The sequence below is a fragment of the Chitinophaga nivalis genome (assembly GCF_025989125.1).
Lineage (GTDB): Bacteria > Bacteroidota > Bacteroidia > Chitinophagales > Chitinophagaceae > Chitinophaga > Chitinophaga nivalis.
The window spans coordinates 6,959,755-6,975,426 of record NZ_JAPDNR010000001.1 but is presented as its reverse complement, the minus strand read 5'-3'; the positions used below and the strand labels follow the sequence as shown (position 1 = coordinate 6,975,426).

Annotated in this window: 15 protein-coding genes; 5 read left to right on the top strand and 10 right to left on the bottom strand. The window is 46.8% G+C overall.

The genetic code is table 11. From position 1 onward, the window contains the following. Positions 1-102: 102 nt before the first annotated feature. The gene (locus OL444_RS25410; RefSeq protein ID WP_264728892.1) at positions 103-252 is read right to left on the bottom strand and encodes a hypothetical protein; all 150 of its coding nucleotides are present in this window, start codon (positions 250-252) and stop codon (positions 103-105) included. A gap of 337 nt (positions 253-589) precedes the next feature. Between OL444_RS25410 and OL444_RS25405 the strand changes: the two genes are divergently transcribed. From OL444_RS25405 to OL444_RS25390, 4 genes are all read left to right on the top strand, one after another. Further along, complete coding sequence (locus OL444_RS25405) at positions 590-2,506, top strand: DNA topoisomerase IV subunit B (protein ID WP_264728894.1); 1,917 nt, start codon at positions 590-592, stop codon at positions 2,504-2,506. A gap of 64 nt (positions 2,507-2,570) precedes the next feature. Continuing rightward, entirely contained in the window at positions 2,571-3,455 is an 885-nt protein-coding gene (locus OL444_RS25400) for a DUF1835 domain-containing protein (RefSeq protein WP_264728896.1), read from the top strand. Next, positions 3,452-3,856, top strand: a complete 405-nt coding sequence (locus OL444_RS25395; protein ID WP_264728897.1) for a hypothetical protein — start codon at positions 3,452-3,454, stop codon at positions 3,854-3,856. The genes OL444_RS25400 and OL444_RS25395 overlap by 4 nt, the downstream gene beginning before the upstream one ends. 17 nt (positions 3,857-3,873) lie before the next feature. Beyond that, the gene (locus OL444_RS25390) at positions 3,874-6,405 is read left to right on the top strand and encodes a DNA gyrase/topoisomerase IV subunit A (RefSeq protein WP_264728899.1); all 2,532 of its coding nucleotides are present in this window, start codon (positions 3,874-3,876) and stop codon (positions 6,403-6,405) included. 75 nt (positions 6,406-6,480) lie between these two features. On the opposite strand, the gene OL444_RS25385 is transcribed toward OL444_RS25390, so the two are convergent. From OL444_RS25385 to OL444_RS25345, 9 genes are all read right to left on the bottom strand, one after another. Beyond that, positions 6,481-7,449: a hypothetical protein gene (locus OL444_RS25385; protein ID WP_264728902.1), complete on the bottom strand. Its 969-nt coding sequence runs from the start codon at positions 7,447-7,449 to the stop codon at positions 6,481-6,483. Positions 7,450-7,475: 26 nt separating this feature from the next. Then, entirely contained in the window at positions 7,476-7,997 is a 522-nt protein-coding gene (locus OL444_RS25380; protein ID WP_264728904.1) for a D-glycero-alpha-D-manno-heptose-1,7-bisphosphate 7-phosphatase, read from the bottom strand. Positions 7,998-8,038: 41 nt separating this feature from the next. Continuing rightward, positions 8,039-8,740 (bottom strand): nucleotidyltransferase family protein, encoded by a 702-nt coding sequence (locus tag OL444_RS25375; RefSeq protein WP_264728906.1) that lies wholly within the window; start codon positions 8,738-8,740, stop codon positions 8,039-8,041. After that, a complete protein-coding gene (locus OL444_RS25370; protein WP_264728908.1) occupies positions 8,737-9,315 on the bottom strand; it encodes a D-sedoheptulose-7-phosphate isomerase in 579 nt (192 codons plus the stop codon). Before OL444_RS25370 ends, OL444_RS25375 begins: the two co-directional genes overlap by 4 nt. A 26-nt stretch (positions 9,316-9,341) precedes the next feature. Continuing rightward, a complete protein-coding gene (locus OL444_RS25365; RefSeq protein WP_264728910.1) occupies positions 9,342-10,367 on the bottom strand; it encodes a GHMP family kinase ATP-binding protein in 1,026 nt (341 codons plus the stop codon). A gap of 15 nt (positions 10,368-10,382) precedes the next feature. After that, the gene (locus OL444_RS25360) at positions 10,383-11,537 is read right to left on the bottom strand and encodes a glycosyltransferase (RefSeq protein ID WP_264728912.1); all 1,155 of its coding nucleotides are present in this window, start codon (positions 11,535-11,537) and stop codon (positions 10,383-10,385) included. Positions 11,538-11,671: 134 nt separating this feature from the next. After that, on the bottom strand, positions 11,672-12,625 hold the full coding sequence (locus tag OL444_RS25355; protein ID WP_264728914.1) for a glycosyltransferase family 2 protein: 954 nt from the start codon (positions 12,623-12,625) through the stop codon (positions 11,672-11,674). Between the two features lie 15 nt (positions 12,626-12,640). Next, the gene (locus OL444_RS25350) at positions 12,641-13,177 is read right to left on the bottom strand and encodes a DUF4199 domain-containing protein (protein ID WP_264728916.1); all 537 of its coding nucleotides are present in this window, start codon (positions 13,175-13,177) and stop codon (positions 12,641-12,643) included. 5 nt (positions 13,178-13,182) lie between these two features. Then, complete coding sequence (locus tag OL444_RS25345; protein WP_264728918.1) at positions 13,183-14,448, bottom strand: dihydroorotase; 1,266 nt, start codon at positions 14,446-14,448, stop codon at positions 13,183-13,185. A 162-nt stretch (positions 14,449-14,610) separates the two neighbouring features. Here OL444_RS25345 and OL444_RS25340 point away from each other — a divergent pair, with 162 nt between their 5' ends. Continuing rightward, on the top strand, positions 14,611-15,555 hold the full coding sequence (locus OL444_RS25340; RefSeq protein ID WP_264728920.1) for a hypothetical protein: 945 nt from the start codon (positions 14,611-14,613) through the stop codon (positions 15,553-15,555). Positions 15,556-15,672: the final 117 nt, after the last annotated feature.

Here is a 15,672-nt window from a genome sequence, read left to right as displayed (position 1 = left end):
TATAACTGCAGCAGCGAAGAAATAAGCGGATCATCTTTCACCGCTTTTATCTTCGCTGCTGTTTATTTGAGCAGCCTGCCGGCATACTGCACAACACAGTAGTTACCGCATCATCTGCCACGCATCGAATTTTTTAATCAGGCGGAGAAATTTGTTACCAATATTGTTTTCCTGCTCTTTGCGAATGAACCAGGTGGCCATGGATGCAATCAGGAGAACGGCAATCAGGAGAATCAGCATAAGTGTTTTCATAAGGCGATAGGTTAGGATATTCAAAAATAGGTTCTGCTTGGTAAATATAATTAAATTTATCATATAATACCCCTGACTCATCATAAATTTCATAATATGATAGCACTGGCAGCATAGAAAAACCGGGAAAAACAGGTAGCATTGTGGGAATATCAATTTTTATAAGTCTTAATTAATTGATAATAAATGGTATAAGTATAGTGTATAACTAATACTTGGGATGATTCCCTGAATCCTTTATTTTTGCCAGCAATCTGATTTTGCTAAAAGATTTAGTATCCTTGCACAAAAACGGATTCGCTTGAGATCTCTAATATTTAGGAAATTTTAATATATTATGGCAAACACGGAAAAGACGGATAACAAGGATTTATTTGCTTCCTATACGGAAGACTCCATACGGTCGCTGGACTGGCGGGAGCATATCCGCCTCCGGCCTGGTATGTACATCGGTAAACTAGGAGACGGAACCAGCATGGATGATGGTATCTATATACTGCTGAAAGAGGTAACAGATAACTGCATCGATGAACATACCATGGGATTTGGTAAACAGATTGATATTAAAGTAACGGAACATAGTGTCACGATCCGCGACTTTGGCCGGGGGATTCCTTTGGGTAAAGTAGTGGACGTTGTCAGCAAAATCAATACGGGCGCCAAATACGACAGCAAAGCCTTTCAGAAATCAGTGGGATTGAACGGTGTGGGTACGAAAGCAGTGAATGCACTGTCGAGCTACTTCCGCGTACAATCTGTACGGGACGGCCGCGCCAAGATCGCAGAATTTGAACGGGGTGTACTGACAAAAGAACATAAAGAAGGCGCTACTACAGAAGCCAATGGTACCCTGGTTACCTTTACACCAGATGATACGGTATTCAAGAACTTCCGCTATATCCCGGAATTCCTCGAAAACCAGATCTGGAACTATTGCTTCCTCAACGCCGGTCTGACCATCTCCTTCAACGGAAAAAAATACCTTTCCAAAAACGGATTGCTGGACCTGCTGCAACGTAAAACCAATGAAGAAGACCTGCGCTACCCGATCATTCACCTGAAAGGCGAAGACATCGAAGTGGCCATTACACATGAAAGCCAGTACGGTGAAGAATACTATTCGTTTGTAAACGGCCAGCATACCACCCAGGGTGGTACGCACCTGGCAGCTTTCCGCGAAGCCTTTGTAAAAACCGTACGGGACTTCTATAAAAAAGATTACGAAGCCACGGATATTCGTGCTTCTATCTGCGCTGCCGTAGCAGTAAGAGTACAGGAGCCGGTATTCGAATCACAGACAAAAACCAAACTGGGTTCACAGGTGGTACACGAAGGTGGCCCTTCTGTAAAAGCATTCGTACTGGATTTCCTGTCCAAACACCTGGATGATTTCCTGCACCGCAACCCGTCAGTAGCAGAGGCCCTGAAAAAACGTATCGAACAAAGTGAGCGGGAACGCAAGGAGCTGGCAGGTATTAAAAAACTCGCCAACGAAAGAGCTAAAAAAGCGAACCTGCACAACCGTAAACTGCGCGATTGCCGCCTGCACCTGAATGATGAATTCACTGGTAAGGATAAATCAGAACAGGAAGCACGCAGACTGGAATCTACCATCTTTATTACGGAAGGGGATTCTGCCAGCGGTTCCATTACCAAATCCAGGAATGTGGAAACACAGGCGGTATTCAGCTTACGGGGTAAACCCCTGAACAGCTACGGTCTTACCAAAAAGATCGTATACGAGAATGAAGAATTTAACCTGCTGCAACACGCACTGAATATTGAAGAAGGACTGGAAGGACTGCGTTACAATAACATTGTGATCGCTACAGATGCAGACGTGGACGGGATGCACATCCGGTTGCTGCTGCTCACTTTCTTCCTGCAATTCTTCCCGGACCTGGTGAAAAACGGACACGTATATATCCTGGAAACACCGTTGTTCCGCGTGCGTAATAAACAACAAACCATTTACTGTTATACGGAAGAAGAAAAACAGAAAGCAGTAAAAAAACTGGGCAATAAGCCGGAAATCACCCGCTTTAAAGGTTTGGGCGAAATTTCGCCGGATGAATTTGGCCGTTTTATCGGAGAAGATATTCATATCGAACCGATCATCCTGTCGAAAGATATTCATGTGCAGAAACTGCTGGAATATTATATGGGCAAGAATACCCAGGCCCGTCAGGAGTTTATTATCAATAACCTCCGGTATGAAAAAGACCTGGTAGAAGAAGCTGCCGAAGCGAATTAACAGGTCGGAACCAGGACATAATAACAACGGAGTATCGTATCCGTAATTAAATAGTATGATGGGTTTGTTACATATAGTTTTTGGTCAGCCTGCAGTTACGGTGCTGGGAGAAGCAGTAGCGATGGATGAGAAAATGCAGGGAGAGATCCTTTATTTTGAAGATGATCTGTCTGTAGGACCTTTGTTTATATTGGATACAAAAGATGGACAGGCCGCTCGGAAACTATGGTGGCAGCAACTCGCGGGTATTCAGCCGCAACCGGCTGCTGTTACTACGGAAGAAACAGCCCCACCATCGCAGCCTGTAGCAACGCCCGAAGAGGAAGAAACGCCGGGCGATGCAGACCGGTTCAGGAGCCTGAAAGCCCGGCTGAAAGAAGAGCCGGAGCTGGAAGTATGGATCTGGGCAGGACAGAATGCACGTGATGTTTGTGGCTATTACTGGTTGGTCAGCCAACTGTATGATTTTGCCGGCCGGATACATATCATCTACCTGAACAACCTGCCTTTCCTCAACGAGAAAGGTGGCGTATTCTATCCTACACACCTGCACCAGATATTGCCGAAAGAATTCCTGAAAGCAAAAAAACTGGCCCGCCCGATATCCCTGGCAGAATATGAGCTGGATGGAGAAGAGTGGCACCGCCTCATGAATGAAAATGGTGGTATCCGTTTGCTGGAAGGGGGGAAAAAGATAAGAGGAGAAGCAACGGCTTTCTACGATAAAGAACTGGTGACGCAAAGCGGGAAAGAATTCGTGAAAGCCTGGAAAGTTGTACAACAGGTAACCGGCAAACTGAAATACCCGGTGATGGACCAGTTCCTGGGATGGCGGCTGAAAGAGCTGATCCGCGAAGGTAAACTGGAAAGTAAAGGAGAACTGAAAACCATCCGTGATTTTGAAGTGAAGCTGCCGGGAGAACAAACCATCAATGAAACCGCATCATGATAACGGTAACGCCTATACAGCTTGTCGGGGAAGATGACCGTGGCAGCAACTATATGTGGGAATGCACCCGAAGCGGCGATTTCATGCTGTGTTACCGGCACGCCGGCAGCAGCAGCGGACAACATTACCACGAAGGGAAAAGCCCGAATAAAGATCCGGAAATAATGTTCCTGTTCAGCGGCAAGGCAGCCATTCACTGGTGCCCGCTGGACGGCAAGGAAATCATTACCACGGAAGTAACGGCGCCTGCGAGGGTGGAAGTACCGGTCAATGTATGGCATCAGCTGATTGCTATTACCGACTGTTGCTTTATAGAACTGAATTCGACTGCAGATGTACAGCGTGACAGCGTACGCGTGTGGCGGGAAGATTTTGAAAAAATGATTAACGTAAATTCGTAAGTGTACTATACATGGATATGGAAAATATAACATCAGATGAATCTCTGCACAATGTCATCCACGTTGGAGGCATGTATGAGAGCTGGTTTCTGGATTATGCATCCTATGTAATCCTGGAACGGGCTGTACCCAGCGTGGAAGATGGCCTGAAACCGGTACAGCGCCGTATCCTGCATGCCATGAAAGAAATGGATGACGGCCGCTTTAATAAAGTGGCTAACGTTATCGGACAAACGATGCAGTATCACCCGCATGGGGATGCTTCTATCAGCGATGCTATCGTAAACCTTGGACAAAAAGACCTGCTGATTGAAACACAGGGTAACTGGGGCGACGTAAGAACCGGTGATGATGCGGCTGCCGCCAGGTATATTGAGGCACGTTTATCAAAGTTTGCACTGGATGTAGCTTTTAACCCTAAGACTACTTCCTGGCAGCTCAGCTACGACGGTCGTAAAAACGAACCGCTGGCTTTACCGATGAAATTCCCGTTGTTACTGGCACAGGGAGCAGAAGGTATTGCGGTGGGGCTGTCTACCAAAATATTACCACACAACTTCTGTGAGCTCATAGAAGCGGCTGTTAAATACCTGAGAGGAAAGAAATTTGAATTGTACCCCGACTTTATCACCGGTGGTATGATTGATATTGCCAACTATAATGATGGTAAACGCGGCGGTAAAGTACGCGTAAGGGCGCACATTGAAGAGAAGGACAAAAAGACCCTGCTCATCAAGGACGTACCTTATGGTGTTACCACCACCCAGGTAATGGAGTCCATCGTTAAAGCCAACGACAGCGGTAAAATCAAGATCAAAAAAGTAGTGGATAATACCGCTGCGGAAGTAGAAATTGAAGTACAGCTGGCGCCGGGCATTTCACCGGATATTACCATAGATGCCCTCTACGCATTTACCGATTGTGAAATCTCTATCTCTCCCAATGCCTGTGTAATTGTCAGCGATAAACCACACTTCCTGACCGTATCAGACCTGCTGAAAGCCTCTACCGATTATGCCAAAGACCTGCTGAGACAGGAACTGGAAATTAAACTGGCGGAGTTGCAGGAAAAATGGCACTATACTTCCCTGGAAAAGATCTTCTTTGAAAAACAGATCTACAAGGAACTGGAGCAGAAACATAAAGACTGGGAAACCGTTCTGAATGCTATCGACAAAGGATTTACGCCGTATAAAAAACAACTGAAACGCGAGATTACCCGCGAAGATATTGTGAAACTAACGGAGAAGCCTGTACGTCGTATATATCGCCTCGATATCAATGAACTCAACGAGCAGATCAAAGGTATTGAAGGGGAAATCAAAGAGGTGAAAAACAACCTCGCCAACCTGGTGGATTACACCGTGTCTTACTTCGATAACCTCCTGAAAAAATACGGGAAAGGCCGCGAGCGTAAAACCATTATCAAAACATTTGATACCATCCAGGTACAACAGGTAGCCATTGCGAATACCAAGATCTATGTAAACCGTGCAGATGGTTTCATTGGTACTTCCCTGAAGAAAGATGAGTTTGTGGCAGATTGTTCTGACCTCGACAATATCATCGTTTTCCGCCGGGATGGTAAAATGCTGGTGACCAAAGTAGCCGATAAAACCTTTGTAGGAAAAGACATTATTCACGTGGATGTATTCCGCAAGAATGATGAACGTACTACCTACAACATGATTTATGTAGAAGGTAAAACCGGTGTCAGCTACGCCAAACGTTTTAATGTAACCGGTGTTACCCGTGATAAGGAATATGAGCTGGCACACAAAGGAGAGAAAAATTCCAAAGTGCATTATTTCTCTGCCAACGCCAATGGAGAAGCAGAAGTAGTAACGATTAAACTCAGTCCTAACTGTAATGCCCGTAACAAAGAGTTTGATCTCTTCTTTGAAACCATCGCCATCAAAGGGCGTATTTCCATGGGGAACGTGGTGACCAAATACCCGATCCGCAGCGTTAAATTCAAAGAGAAAGGCGTATCTACCCTGGCAGGCCAGAAAATCTGGTACGATACCGAAACCGGCAGATTGAATACAGAAGAGCGGGGCGTTTACATCGGCAGTTTTGAAGGAGAAGATAAAATTTTCGTTGCCTTCAAAAACGGTACCTACGAGCTCACCAACTATGAACTGATCAACCGCTACGAGTCCAATGACGTCGTGTACATTGAGAAGTTCAATCCGGAAAAAGTAGTGACGGCCATCTATTTTGATGCAGATAAAAAACAGTTTAATGTGAAACGTTTCCGTATTGAAACGCAGACATTAAATAATAAATTCCTCTTCATTAAGGAAGGCACCAATAATTACCTGGAAATGGTGACTACCCATACCCAACCGGTAGTACTGCTGAAAACAGGTAAAAAACGGAGCCCCGAAGAAGAAGAAATAGATCTCTCCGAATTTGTGGAAGTAACCGGCTGGAAAGCGGTAGGTACGCGGATTGCAGGAGATGACCTGATCAGTGCGGAACTGTTGTCGGAAGATGAAGATCCGGATCCGAATGAAACGACCGGAGGTCAGGGCGAATTGTTTTAATTGATAGATCGTTATAAAAAACGGGAGCAGATCCAATCTGCTCCCGTTTTTTTATGTTGTTTGATAACGTTGCCGTTATTGTTTTTTCTTCTTTTGGGCAGGTGTCGCCGGCTGAAAATCTTCTGCCGATTTAGGATGCATCATACTTTTTTTCTTCTGATCAAGGGGCATCGGGGTCGGAGCGCCTTTACCCAATGGAATGGCATCATGGAAAACCTTATTGATATGTACCCATTTGCCGGCTTTCCATTTAAAGCCCTCATAATCCATGTCAGACACATAGGTATATTTCTTCACCGGCTCATTGGTTTCTGAAATCAGGTGATCATATACAATCATGTCCAGTTCTTTATTATAGTTGAGCGTAGCGGTGCTTTCCTTTTTATACTCTATGATAAAGCGGTTGCGGGTAGGCGTGGGCACGCTGTCTTCCGAAAAGCTGAAAAAAGGTCCGCCGAATACAGGCGTACCGTTTTTAAAGGTCAGCATTTCCACTATCTTTTTCTGGCTGCGCGGATTGTTGGGATCCCAGCCGAAGAGGGTGTAGTACTCCTGATTGAAATAATGCCGTTGTACGATATTGTAGTAGAGGCAGCCGTACCAGGATTTATTATTGGTAATCGTATCCGGATTACTCAGGTAGTCGGAGGCATCAAAGAGCGGGAACAATTTCAGCTGTCCGTCGGGCGTATTCATCTGAATAGCGCCAAAATGCCTGTAGAAGCCTGTTTCCAGCTCCAGCGCCCACGAGAATATCCGGAAAGAACTATCTGCAGGGTATTGTATGGAAACGGTTTTCAGGGAGTCGAAAGGAAAGCGGAAAGCGTATTTGGTTTTCAGCGCCCGCACCAGCGTTGGAATGAAGGCATCCACGGCCTTTGTACGGCCTTCGTTGCCTTTACCATTGAAAATTTCCTGGCTGAGGTGCTGCAGGGTATCCTGTTGCTGTCGTAATAAGGTCAATGCAGCGGCATCCGGGCACTGTGCATATAGCAACACACACGTGAGTAGCGGAAACAGTGATAGTAGTAACTTTTTTACCATATCTATAATACGGTTCTGATTGAATTTTATTGTATTTCCTGCGCAAACTGCAACAGGTTTTCTACCCGTTTGTCGATGAGCGGATGGGGAAAAGGTACTTCCGGCCAGGTAGAAGGAATAAATACTGTGTGCATGCCCAGTGTTTTCCCAAACTGCATATCGCTGAGGGTATTACCTACCATCACGGATTGTTCGAAATCTATTTCCGGAAAATCCTGCCGGGCCTGTAAGGCCATGCCACTTTGTGGTTTGCGGCAAGGACTGTCGTTATTGACGTCGGGACAGAAATAGATGTTGTCAATTCTGCCGCCATGTTGCCGGATAGTCGCCAGCATCTGTGCGTGAATTTCCTCCAGGCCGGCCACCGTCAGTAACCCTCTACCGATACAGCGCTGATTGGTAACAATCACAATCCGTTCGAAATGTTGGGCCAGTAGCGGCATCGCCGTTAATACACCATCGCTGAAACGGAACATATCCGGATGCAGCACGTAGCTGTCGCGGATTTCATCATTGATCACACCGTCTCTGTCGAGGAATAAGGTCATGTTTGTGGATGATATAGCAGTACTTCCGCCTGTATGGACGGTTAGTGGTTGCCGGTTAAATATTGTTGTGCTGCGGCATAATCTTCCGGGATACCGATATCAATGAAATAGGTATCACTCACAAAGCCATAGAGGTTGCCGGCAGTTACCTGCGGTTCCAGTACAGATTGCTCAAAAGAAAACTTTTCCGGTAAAGACAGGCTTTTCAAATAAGCAGGGGAAGTCAGATAGATACCTCCATTGATCAGGCCCGCCTCACAGAATCGTTTTTCATGGAAAGCGGTGATCCGTTGTTGCCCGTCCAGTGTAATACTGCCGTACCGGTCAAATTGCTGCATGGGTTTCAGGGCCAGCGACAACTGACTGTGCTGTTGCTGGTGAAACTGCCGGAAAGCGGCCAGGTCTACGTCGAAGTAAGTATCGCCGTTTACAATGAATACGGCTTCGCCGGAGATGGCTGGTAGTGCGTGTAAAATACCGCCACCAGTACCCAATGGCTCCCGTTCTACGGTAAAGGATACACGTAATGGCAATGGTGTTTGTTCGCACCAGGAGATCACCTGTTCTGATTTGTAACCCAGAGACAGTACTGCGTGAGTAATGCCTTGCCGGTGCAGGTATTGCAGCAGGTAATACAAAAAAGGCTGATCGCCTACCGGCGCCATGCATTTGGGTTTGTCTGCCACTACGCTGCGTAGGCGGGTTCCCAGGCCTCCTGCCAGTACAATACATTCAGTGATCATTCGCCAAAGAGATTATTTTCTACTATTTCGCAGATGATATGTCCGACTGTAATGTGGGCTTCCTGGATACGGGGAGTATCGGTGGAAGGTATATTGATCAGGTAATCGCTGCCATCTTTCATTTTACCGCCGGTACTGCCGGTCATGCTTACCACAATCATCCCTTGTTCTTTGGCCGTTTTCATGGCTTCCAGAATGTTGGCAGAATTGCCGGAAGTAGAGATGCCTACCAGTACATCACCGGGTTTGCCGATACCACGGAGGATACGGGCATATACCTGGTCGTAGCCGTAGTCGTTGCCTACAGCAGTGAGATAGGAGGTATTGCAGTGCAGGGCTTCTGCATATAAAGGCGTACGGTCTTTATAGAAGCGGCCGGAGAATTCTGCTGCCAGGTGCTGTGCATCTGCAGCGCTGCCGCCGTTACCGCAAAAGAGAATCTTATGATCGGTTTGCAGGCTGTGGGTAATCACTTCTGCTACCTGTTGTATGGTGTGTAACAACAATTCGTCCTGGCAGATGGCTTCTTTTACCGCAATACTCTGACGAATGGTGTTGGCAATTTTTTGTTTCATCCCGTTCTGTTTTGTAGGTGAGATACTTAGATGCTCCAGGTTTGAATACCGTGGGTAGTAAAGTTATAGCGTTTTACATCGCCGCCAAAACCGCTGAGTGCATCTACTACTGCAAAGCGGGTATTGCCGGGGCAATAGAAAATCATGAAACCACCTCCACCGGCGCCGGATATTTTTCCGCCGCTGGCGCCGGCTTTACGGGCCGCATCGTAGATTTCATCCAGTTGCGGGTTGGTAATGCCTTTGGCCATTTTTTTCTTGTATTCGAAACCGTAATTCAGTATTTCGCCTATTTTATCAATGGTACCGCGGAGGATAGCTTCCTTCATCATGATCGCCTGTTCTTTCAGGTGGTGCATGGCTTCAATGGAATCATCCTTTTTATCGGTTACATTTTTTTGTTGCTCAGAGATGATGGAAGAGGAGAGACGGCTGGTAGAAGTGTAGAACAATACCAGGTTGTTCTCCAGTTCGTGCAGGTTTACTTCCTTGATGCGGAGTGGGTTTACAATGACTTTATCGCCTTTGTAAAACTCCATGAAGTTAACGCCGCCGAAGGTGGCTGCATATTGATCCTGCTTGCCACCGGCTTGTTGTAGGTCCTCTCGTTCGATACAGTAGGCCAGATGGGCCATATCATATTCGCCCAGGGGAAGTTTCAGCCATTCGGCAAAAGCGCCCAGTACCGCTACTACCAGGGTGGAAGAAGTCCCCAGGCCGGAGCCGGCGGGTGCATCCACATAGGTGGTGAGCTTGAATCCGTTGCCGGATAAAGTACCGAAGTCTTTCTGTACCCGGTTGATCACGCCTTTGAGAATATCCAGTGTGCCATCTAACGGTAATGGATATACGGCATCATAGGTAGCAGTCTCCCTGCGGTCGGCACATTCAAAAATAATTTTTCCATCAGTGCGTGGTTCTATCGCAGCTCTTGCGTATAAAGATATGGTAGCATTCAGAATTGCCCCGCCGTATAAGTCCGAATACGGACTTACATCTGTGCCGCCACCGGCAAGGCCTATACGCAGAGGTGCTTTACTTCTGTATATCATTGTTGTTGTTTTGGGCTATGCATCGCGTTTTACGCCTGCCGCTAATGTATGAATTTCTTTGGCCAGTCGTGCCCAGGAATATTGTAATTTTTCTTTTTTGAGTGCTGCTACCATCGCTGCTTCGTGGTTGCCGACGAAATATTTTTCAATAGCAGCTGCAATGTCGGCGGGATCAGGAGCTGCCTGAAATCCTACCACACCGTCTGGTACCATTTCCACGAGACCGCCTACATTGGTAACTACCATCGGTTTTTCGAAATGGTAGGCAATCTGTGAAATGCCGCTTTGGGTAGCACTTTTATAAGGCTGTACCACCAGGTCGGCCGCACAGAAATAATTTTTCACGGCTTCTGTCGGAATAAAATCGGTATGCATGAGTACCCGATCACCCAGTTGCAGTTGTTCCAGCAACTGCTGATAGGGTGCAGCGTCTTCATAGTATTCTCCGGCTACGATGGCATGTACATCCAGCTTTTTCATCCGTTCATCAGCCATAGCCTGCAGCAGCAGGTCGAGGCCTTTGTATTGGCGGATGAAACCGAAGAACAGGATATAACGCTTGCCAGGTGTCAGTTTCAGCTGCGCGCGTGCGGCTTCTTTGGAGATAAGCGCACCATAGTTATCGTAAATGGGATGTGGAATGAGCGATGCCGGTTTATGCGGTTCAAAAGTACGCAGGTCGTTGAGTACCGACTGACTCATGGCCACAAAGGCATCTACCGGTTTGAGGAAGTATTTGGTGAAAAGTACATCCCCGGGCCTTTTCTCATGTGGTACCACATTATCCAGTACGGCAATCACTTTGGTCCGATGGCCTTTTTTACCCAGCCGGAGCAGGGTACCGAGGCAGGGGCCCATAAAAGGAAGCCAGTATTTGGAGATGATGATATCCGGATTCATTTGCCGGATTTTGCGTCCCATGATCCACCAGTTGATAGGATTAACGGCATTGATGAGCCGTTTGATCCGCAGGTGCCGGGGGGCCGGGTCGGTAGAGTATTGGCTCTTGCCGGGAAAGAGGAAGTTGGGATATTGGATGGTAAACGTCCATATTTCCACATCATCCGTTTGCTGGAGCTCTTCTGCGAGCCGCTCATTATAAGCAGCCAGCCCACCCCGGAAAGGATAGGCTGTGCCAAGGATTAGTATTTTCTGCTTTTTGTCAGTCATTTTTATCAGGGTGCATAACGGATTATGCATGCAACAAGCGCTGTTGTCGGGAAGCGAACGACGGATGATCTGTGTATTTGTCTTCCGGAAAACAGCGCTTGTTTAACATATGTAATACGTCACTGCATTTAGCGTTATTCCTTTTCGGAGCAATCCATCCGTTCTTCCACGAGGTATGAATTACGTTCCGGTGCATTGCGGGTTACCAGTTCACCGATAAATCCGGTGAGAAACAGCTGAGAACCTATGATCATCGCCAACAGGGCGAGATAAAAGATAGGTCTGTCTGTCATGTTGTACTGGTAGTACAGTATTTTAGCAATGGTCAGATAGAACGCAATAACAAAGCCAATAAAGAAGAAGAGGGAGCCAAGTGCACCAAAAAGGTGCATCGGACGTTTCCCGAATTTCCCGATGAACATAATGGAAGCCAGGTCGAGGAAGCCATTGATAAAGCGTTCCAGACCGAACTTACTGGTGCCGTATTTACGGGCACGGTGTTCTACCACTTTTTCACCGATGTTACGGAAGCCGTTCCATTTGGCGATAACAGGAATATAGCGATGCATTTCCCCGTATACCTCTATGGATTTCACTACCTTTTTACGATAGGCTTTCAGGCCGCAGTTCATATCGTGCAGCTTTACGCCACTCATCCGGGTAGTGGTATAGTTGTACAACTTTGATGGCAGGTTTTTAGTGAACGCATTATCGTAACGTTTCTTTTTCCAGCCGCTGACCAGGTCATATTTTCCTTCGGTAATCATGCGGTACAGCTCCGGAATTTCATCGGGACTGTCCTGCAGATCCGCATCCATGGTAATGACAACATCACCCTGGGCAGCATTGAATCCTTCGTTCAGTGCGGCAGATTTGCCGTAGTTCCGTTGGAATTTAATGCCTTTGATATGTTGGTTCTGTGCAGCCAGCTGTTGTATCACTTGCCAGGAATCGTCGGTGCTGCCGTCGTCCACCATCCATACCTCATAGGTAAAGTGGTGGGCCTGCATCACCCGGGCTATCCAGGCTGCCAGTTCAGGCAATGATTCTTCTTCGTTTTTTAAAGGAACGATTACGGATATGTTCATCTTGATAGCATAGTATTATAGTTTCACGTCCACCGGCGCCTTTTTACGGACGATCAGGGCAATGATAACAGATATAACAAAGTAGAAAATAATACCCTTCAGGAAATCCATGAAAGATTTGGACAAGCCCACATTAAAGTCTGTGCCGTTGAGTTCATCGAGTTGTTTGTCGATTTCGTCCTGCGGCGCTTTCATCATACGCAGGGTGCTTTCAGTTGCCTGCATGATATGATGTTTGAGTGCATCTACCAGCGATGGATCAATGAATTTATACAGTACATACTGGTACAGCGTAATCATCAGCGTACCAATGATGAAGGTGATGAAAACCGGTTTTAACACATCTTTAAAACTGATAAATCCACCAGCGGCTTTTTTTGCCTCTATGCCGGCGAGTATACCGAAGAAAGCAAATATTAACAATTGAATAATACTGTTCCACCAGGCAAATAGGATGGAGGAACCTGCGACCCAGCTAATGACATTCAGAAAAATTAATACTAATCCGGAAATAATACCCCATTTGATGCCGGGATTCGAAGTTTGTTGCATGTAGGTTAAGAGTTTAGATGAAAAATAGGACCATTAACTGTGGCAATCACCTTGCCCTTCAGTTGGCTTCCAATATACGGTGAATTTTTGGATCGGGAAGCAATATGTGCAGTAGTAAACTCCCAGTTGATATCCGGATTAAATACCGTGAGGTTAGCGGCTGCGCCCTCCATCAGAGCGGGTTGTGGCAGTCCGAATACTTTTCTGGGTTGTGCAGAAAGCAGGGTAATCAGCTGATCAATGGGGAGGTTGGGAAGGTATTGTCTTAACACGCCAAAAGCGCTTTCCAATCCTATCATCCCATACTTTGCATATTCAAATTCTACCTGCTTGGCATCCCAGTCCTGGGGTTGGTGGTGGGTGGCAATACAGTCAATAATACCCGCTTGCAATGCTTCCTGTAAGGCTTGTACATCATCGGCTGTACGTAGCGGAGGATTTACTTTTAAGTGGGTATCGTAGCTGAAAAGCTGTTCGTCGGTTAAGGATAAATGATAAGGGGTTACAGAGCAGGTTACTTTGATCCCTTCAGCTTTGGCAGCTGCGATCAGGTCTACTGACCGGCGGGTGCTGATACCGGTGAAGTGGATACGGGAGTCTGTATATTTTGCGAGCCGGAGGTCCCGCTGAATGATGAGTTCTTCCGCGATGGCCGGTTTGCCGGGCATGCCCAGCCGGGTGGAAGCAACGCCTTCATTCATGAGTCCATGGGCAGAAATACTTTGGTCGTCGGGTACCTGGAGTAAGGTGCCGTCAAAAGCCTTGATATACTGGAGGGCTTTGAGCATCAGACCGGGGGATTGCAGGGGCTTAAGGCCATCTGAAAACGCAATGGCGCCCGCATGGTGCATTTCATACATTTCGGCCAGGCCGCTTCCTTCCAGATTTTTGGTAACGGCGCCAATTGGCAGTACCGTTGCTGCAGCATGTCGTGTAGTGCTCAGTACGTATTCGATCTGCGGCTTGGTATGCAGGGCCGGTTGGGTGTTGGGTACGATCATCACCGTCGTAAACCCGCCGGTGGCTGCTGCCTTCACACCGCTGTACAGATCTTCCTTGTGTTCCTGGCCCGGATCGCAGAAGTGGGAGAAGATATCCATCCATCCGGCAGAAACATGCAGGTTATCGCCCGCAATCACAGTAGCATAGGGATCTTCGAGATGATCTGCTATCTGTTGAATGATGCCGTTTTGAATGGAAATATCTTTTTGCTGCCCGTGCAAAGGAGAGGAAGGTGCTGTAATCTTTACGTTTTTGAGTAATATATGCATGCTTTACGTTCTATTCAAATATCAAAACCAGTCAGAAAATACAGGGGCAAATGTAATATAAAACTGTTAATTGTCGACGCTGGCCCCCTGCACTTTTCTAGGGTTTGTTCAGGTTGGTATGATAATTGAAAACAGACGGGTAGCAGATCAAAATAACTACAGATGATTGACTACCTTACTAATCTTATTATACGGATATGCGATCGCTCGGAGCAATTGAATAACGCCCAAACCATCAGCTGGAAAGCACTCCGTGAAGCAGAGCAACTGGCTAATCACGCTTATATACCCCTTCTGTATCAGTATATCGCATCCGAACCCGATAAAGAAAAACGCCGCGCCGCCATTTTCATCATTACCCAGCTTTCCAGAAACACCAACGACCCGGAAGTAATCCGCTTTTTGCTGGACCAGCTCAGAATGGAGCAGGATACAGACATGATCACGGCCATCCAGCAAGACCTGGAGCGGGGCCTGCTCATTCCGGGATACATCAACCTGGAACCTTTATTCAATAATACTTTATCACAGAATAATAATATTCGCCGTTCGGCCCTCCTGGCTTTACGGGGTACCCATAACCCCGCCGTGGAAGAGTGGGCCCTGTCGCTGTTGAAGCGCACGGTGAATGAATATGATATTTATTATATCACCCTGCTGCTGCATAAAGTGGCCAGCCAGAAAAGTTTACCAGCCCTGAAACGCCTGTTGGATTACCACCGGCAGGATGTGAAAAGCCTGGCTTTTGCAACCATCGCCGATATTGAAAAGGAAAAAGAAGCCCTTTTCTATGCCCGCTGCCTGTTACGTGGCCAGCTGAAGTTTGAGGCGATGGAGGCGATTAACAAATATGCCGATGAAACGGCCATCCAGCCGGTGATTACCCGCATTACTGAGCTACTTTCCAAAAGACGTAGCAGTGCCCGGATGACGATGGAAACCGTGAAAAACGGCTTTACAGACCTGATGCTGGGTATGGAATTCCTCTTCCGTTTCCGTTCCGTGAAGGCAGATGTAAAGAAAACCTTCTCCTGGATCACGGAAAAAAGAGCAGACTACCTGCTGCCCGAAGAAAAAGAATGGGTCAGACAACACCTGGCGATGTAAATCATCTCCCGAAATATAAATTTTATAGCATAAGGAGGAGATCAGTATAACTGATCTCCTCCTTATTTTTTAATTCCTCCGCGGCTAATTCCTATTTATTTTTATTTTCGTCTCCTA

Excerpts from the sequence above, each read along its gene's own strand:
- OL444_RS25370 (WP_264728908.1), bottom strand. The coding sequence starts at position 9,315 with ATGAAACAAAAAATTGCCAACACCATTCGTCAGAGTATTGCGGTAAAA.
- OL444_RS25375 (WP_264728906.1), bottom strand. The coding sequence starts at position 8,740 with ATGATCACTGAATGTATTGTACTGGCAGGAGGCCTGGGAACCCGCCTA.
- OL444_RS25390 (WP_264728899.1), top strand. The coding sequence starts at position 3,874 with ATGGAAAATATAACATCAGATGAATCTCTGCACAATGTCATCCACGTT.
- OL444_RS25410 (WP_264728892.1), bottom strand. The coding sequence starts at position 252 with ATGAAAACACTTATGCTGATTCTCCTGATTGCCGTTCTCCTGATTGCA.
- OL444_RS25355 (WP_264728914.1), bottom strand. The coding sequence starts at position 12,625 with ATGAACATATCCGTAATCGTTCCTTTAAAAAACGAAGAAGAATCATTG.
- OL444_RS25350 (WP_264728916.1), bottom strand. The coding sequence starts at position 13,177 with ATGCAACAAACTTCGAATCCCGGCATCAAATGGGGTATTATTTCCGGA.
- OL444_RS25345 (WP_264728918.1), bottom strand. The coding sequence starts at position 14,448 with ATGCATATATTACTCAAAAACGTAAAGATTACAGCACCTTCCTCTCCT.
- OL444_RS25340 (WP_264728920.1), top strand. The coding sequence starts at position 14,611 with ATGATTGACTACCTTACTAATCTTATTATACGGATATGCGATCGCTCG.
- OL444_RS25365 (WP_264728910.1), bottom strand. The coding sequence starts at position 10,367 with ATGATATACAGAAGTAAAGCACCTCTGCGTATAGGCCTTGCCGGTGGC.
- OL444_RS25380 (WP_264728904.1), bottom strand. The coding sequence starts at position 7,997 with ATGACCTTATTCCTCGACAGAGACGGTGTGATCAATGATGAAATCCGC.
- OL444_RS25360 (WP_264728912.1), bottom strand. The coding sequence starts at position 11,537 with ATGACTGACAAAAAGCAGAAAATACTAATCCTTGGCACAGCCTATCCT.
- OL444_RS25405 (WP_264728894.1), top strand. The coding sequence starts at position 590 with ATGGCAAACACGGAAAAGACGGATAACAAGGATTTATTTGCTTCCTAT.
- OL444_RS25395 (WP_264728897.1), top strand. The coding sequence starts at position 3,452 with ATGATAACGGTAACGCCTATACAGCTTGTCGGGGAAGATGACCGTGGC.
- OL444_RS25385 (WP_264728902.1), bottom strand. The coding sequence starts at position 7,449 with ATGGTAAAAAAGTTACTACTATCACTGTTTCCGCTACTCACGTGTGTG.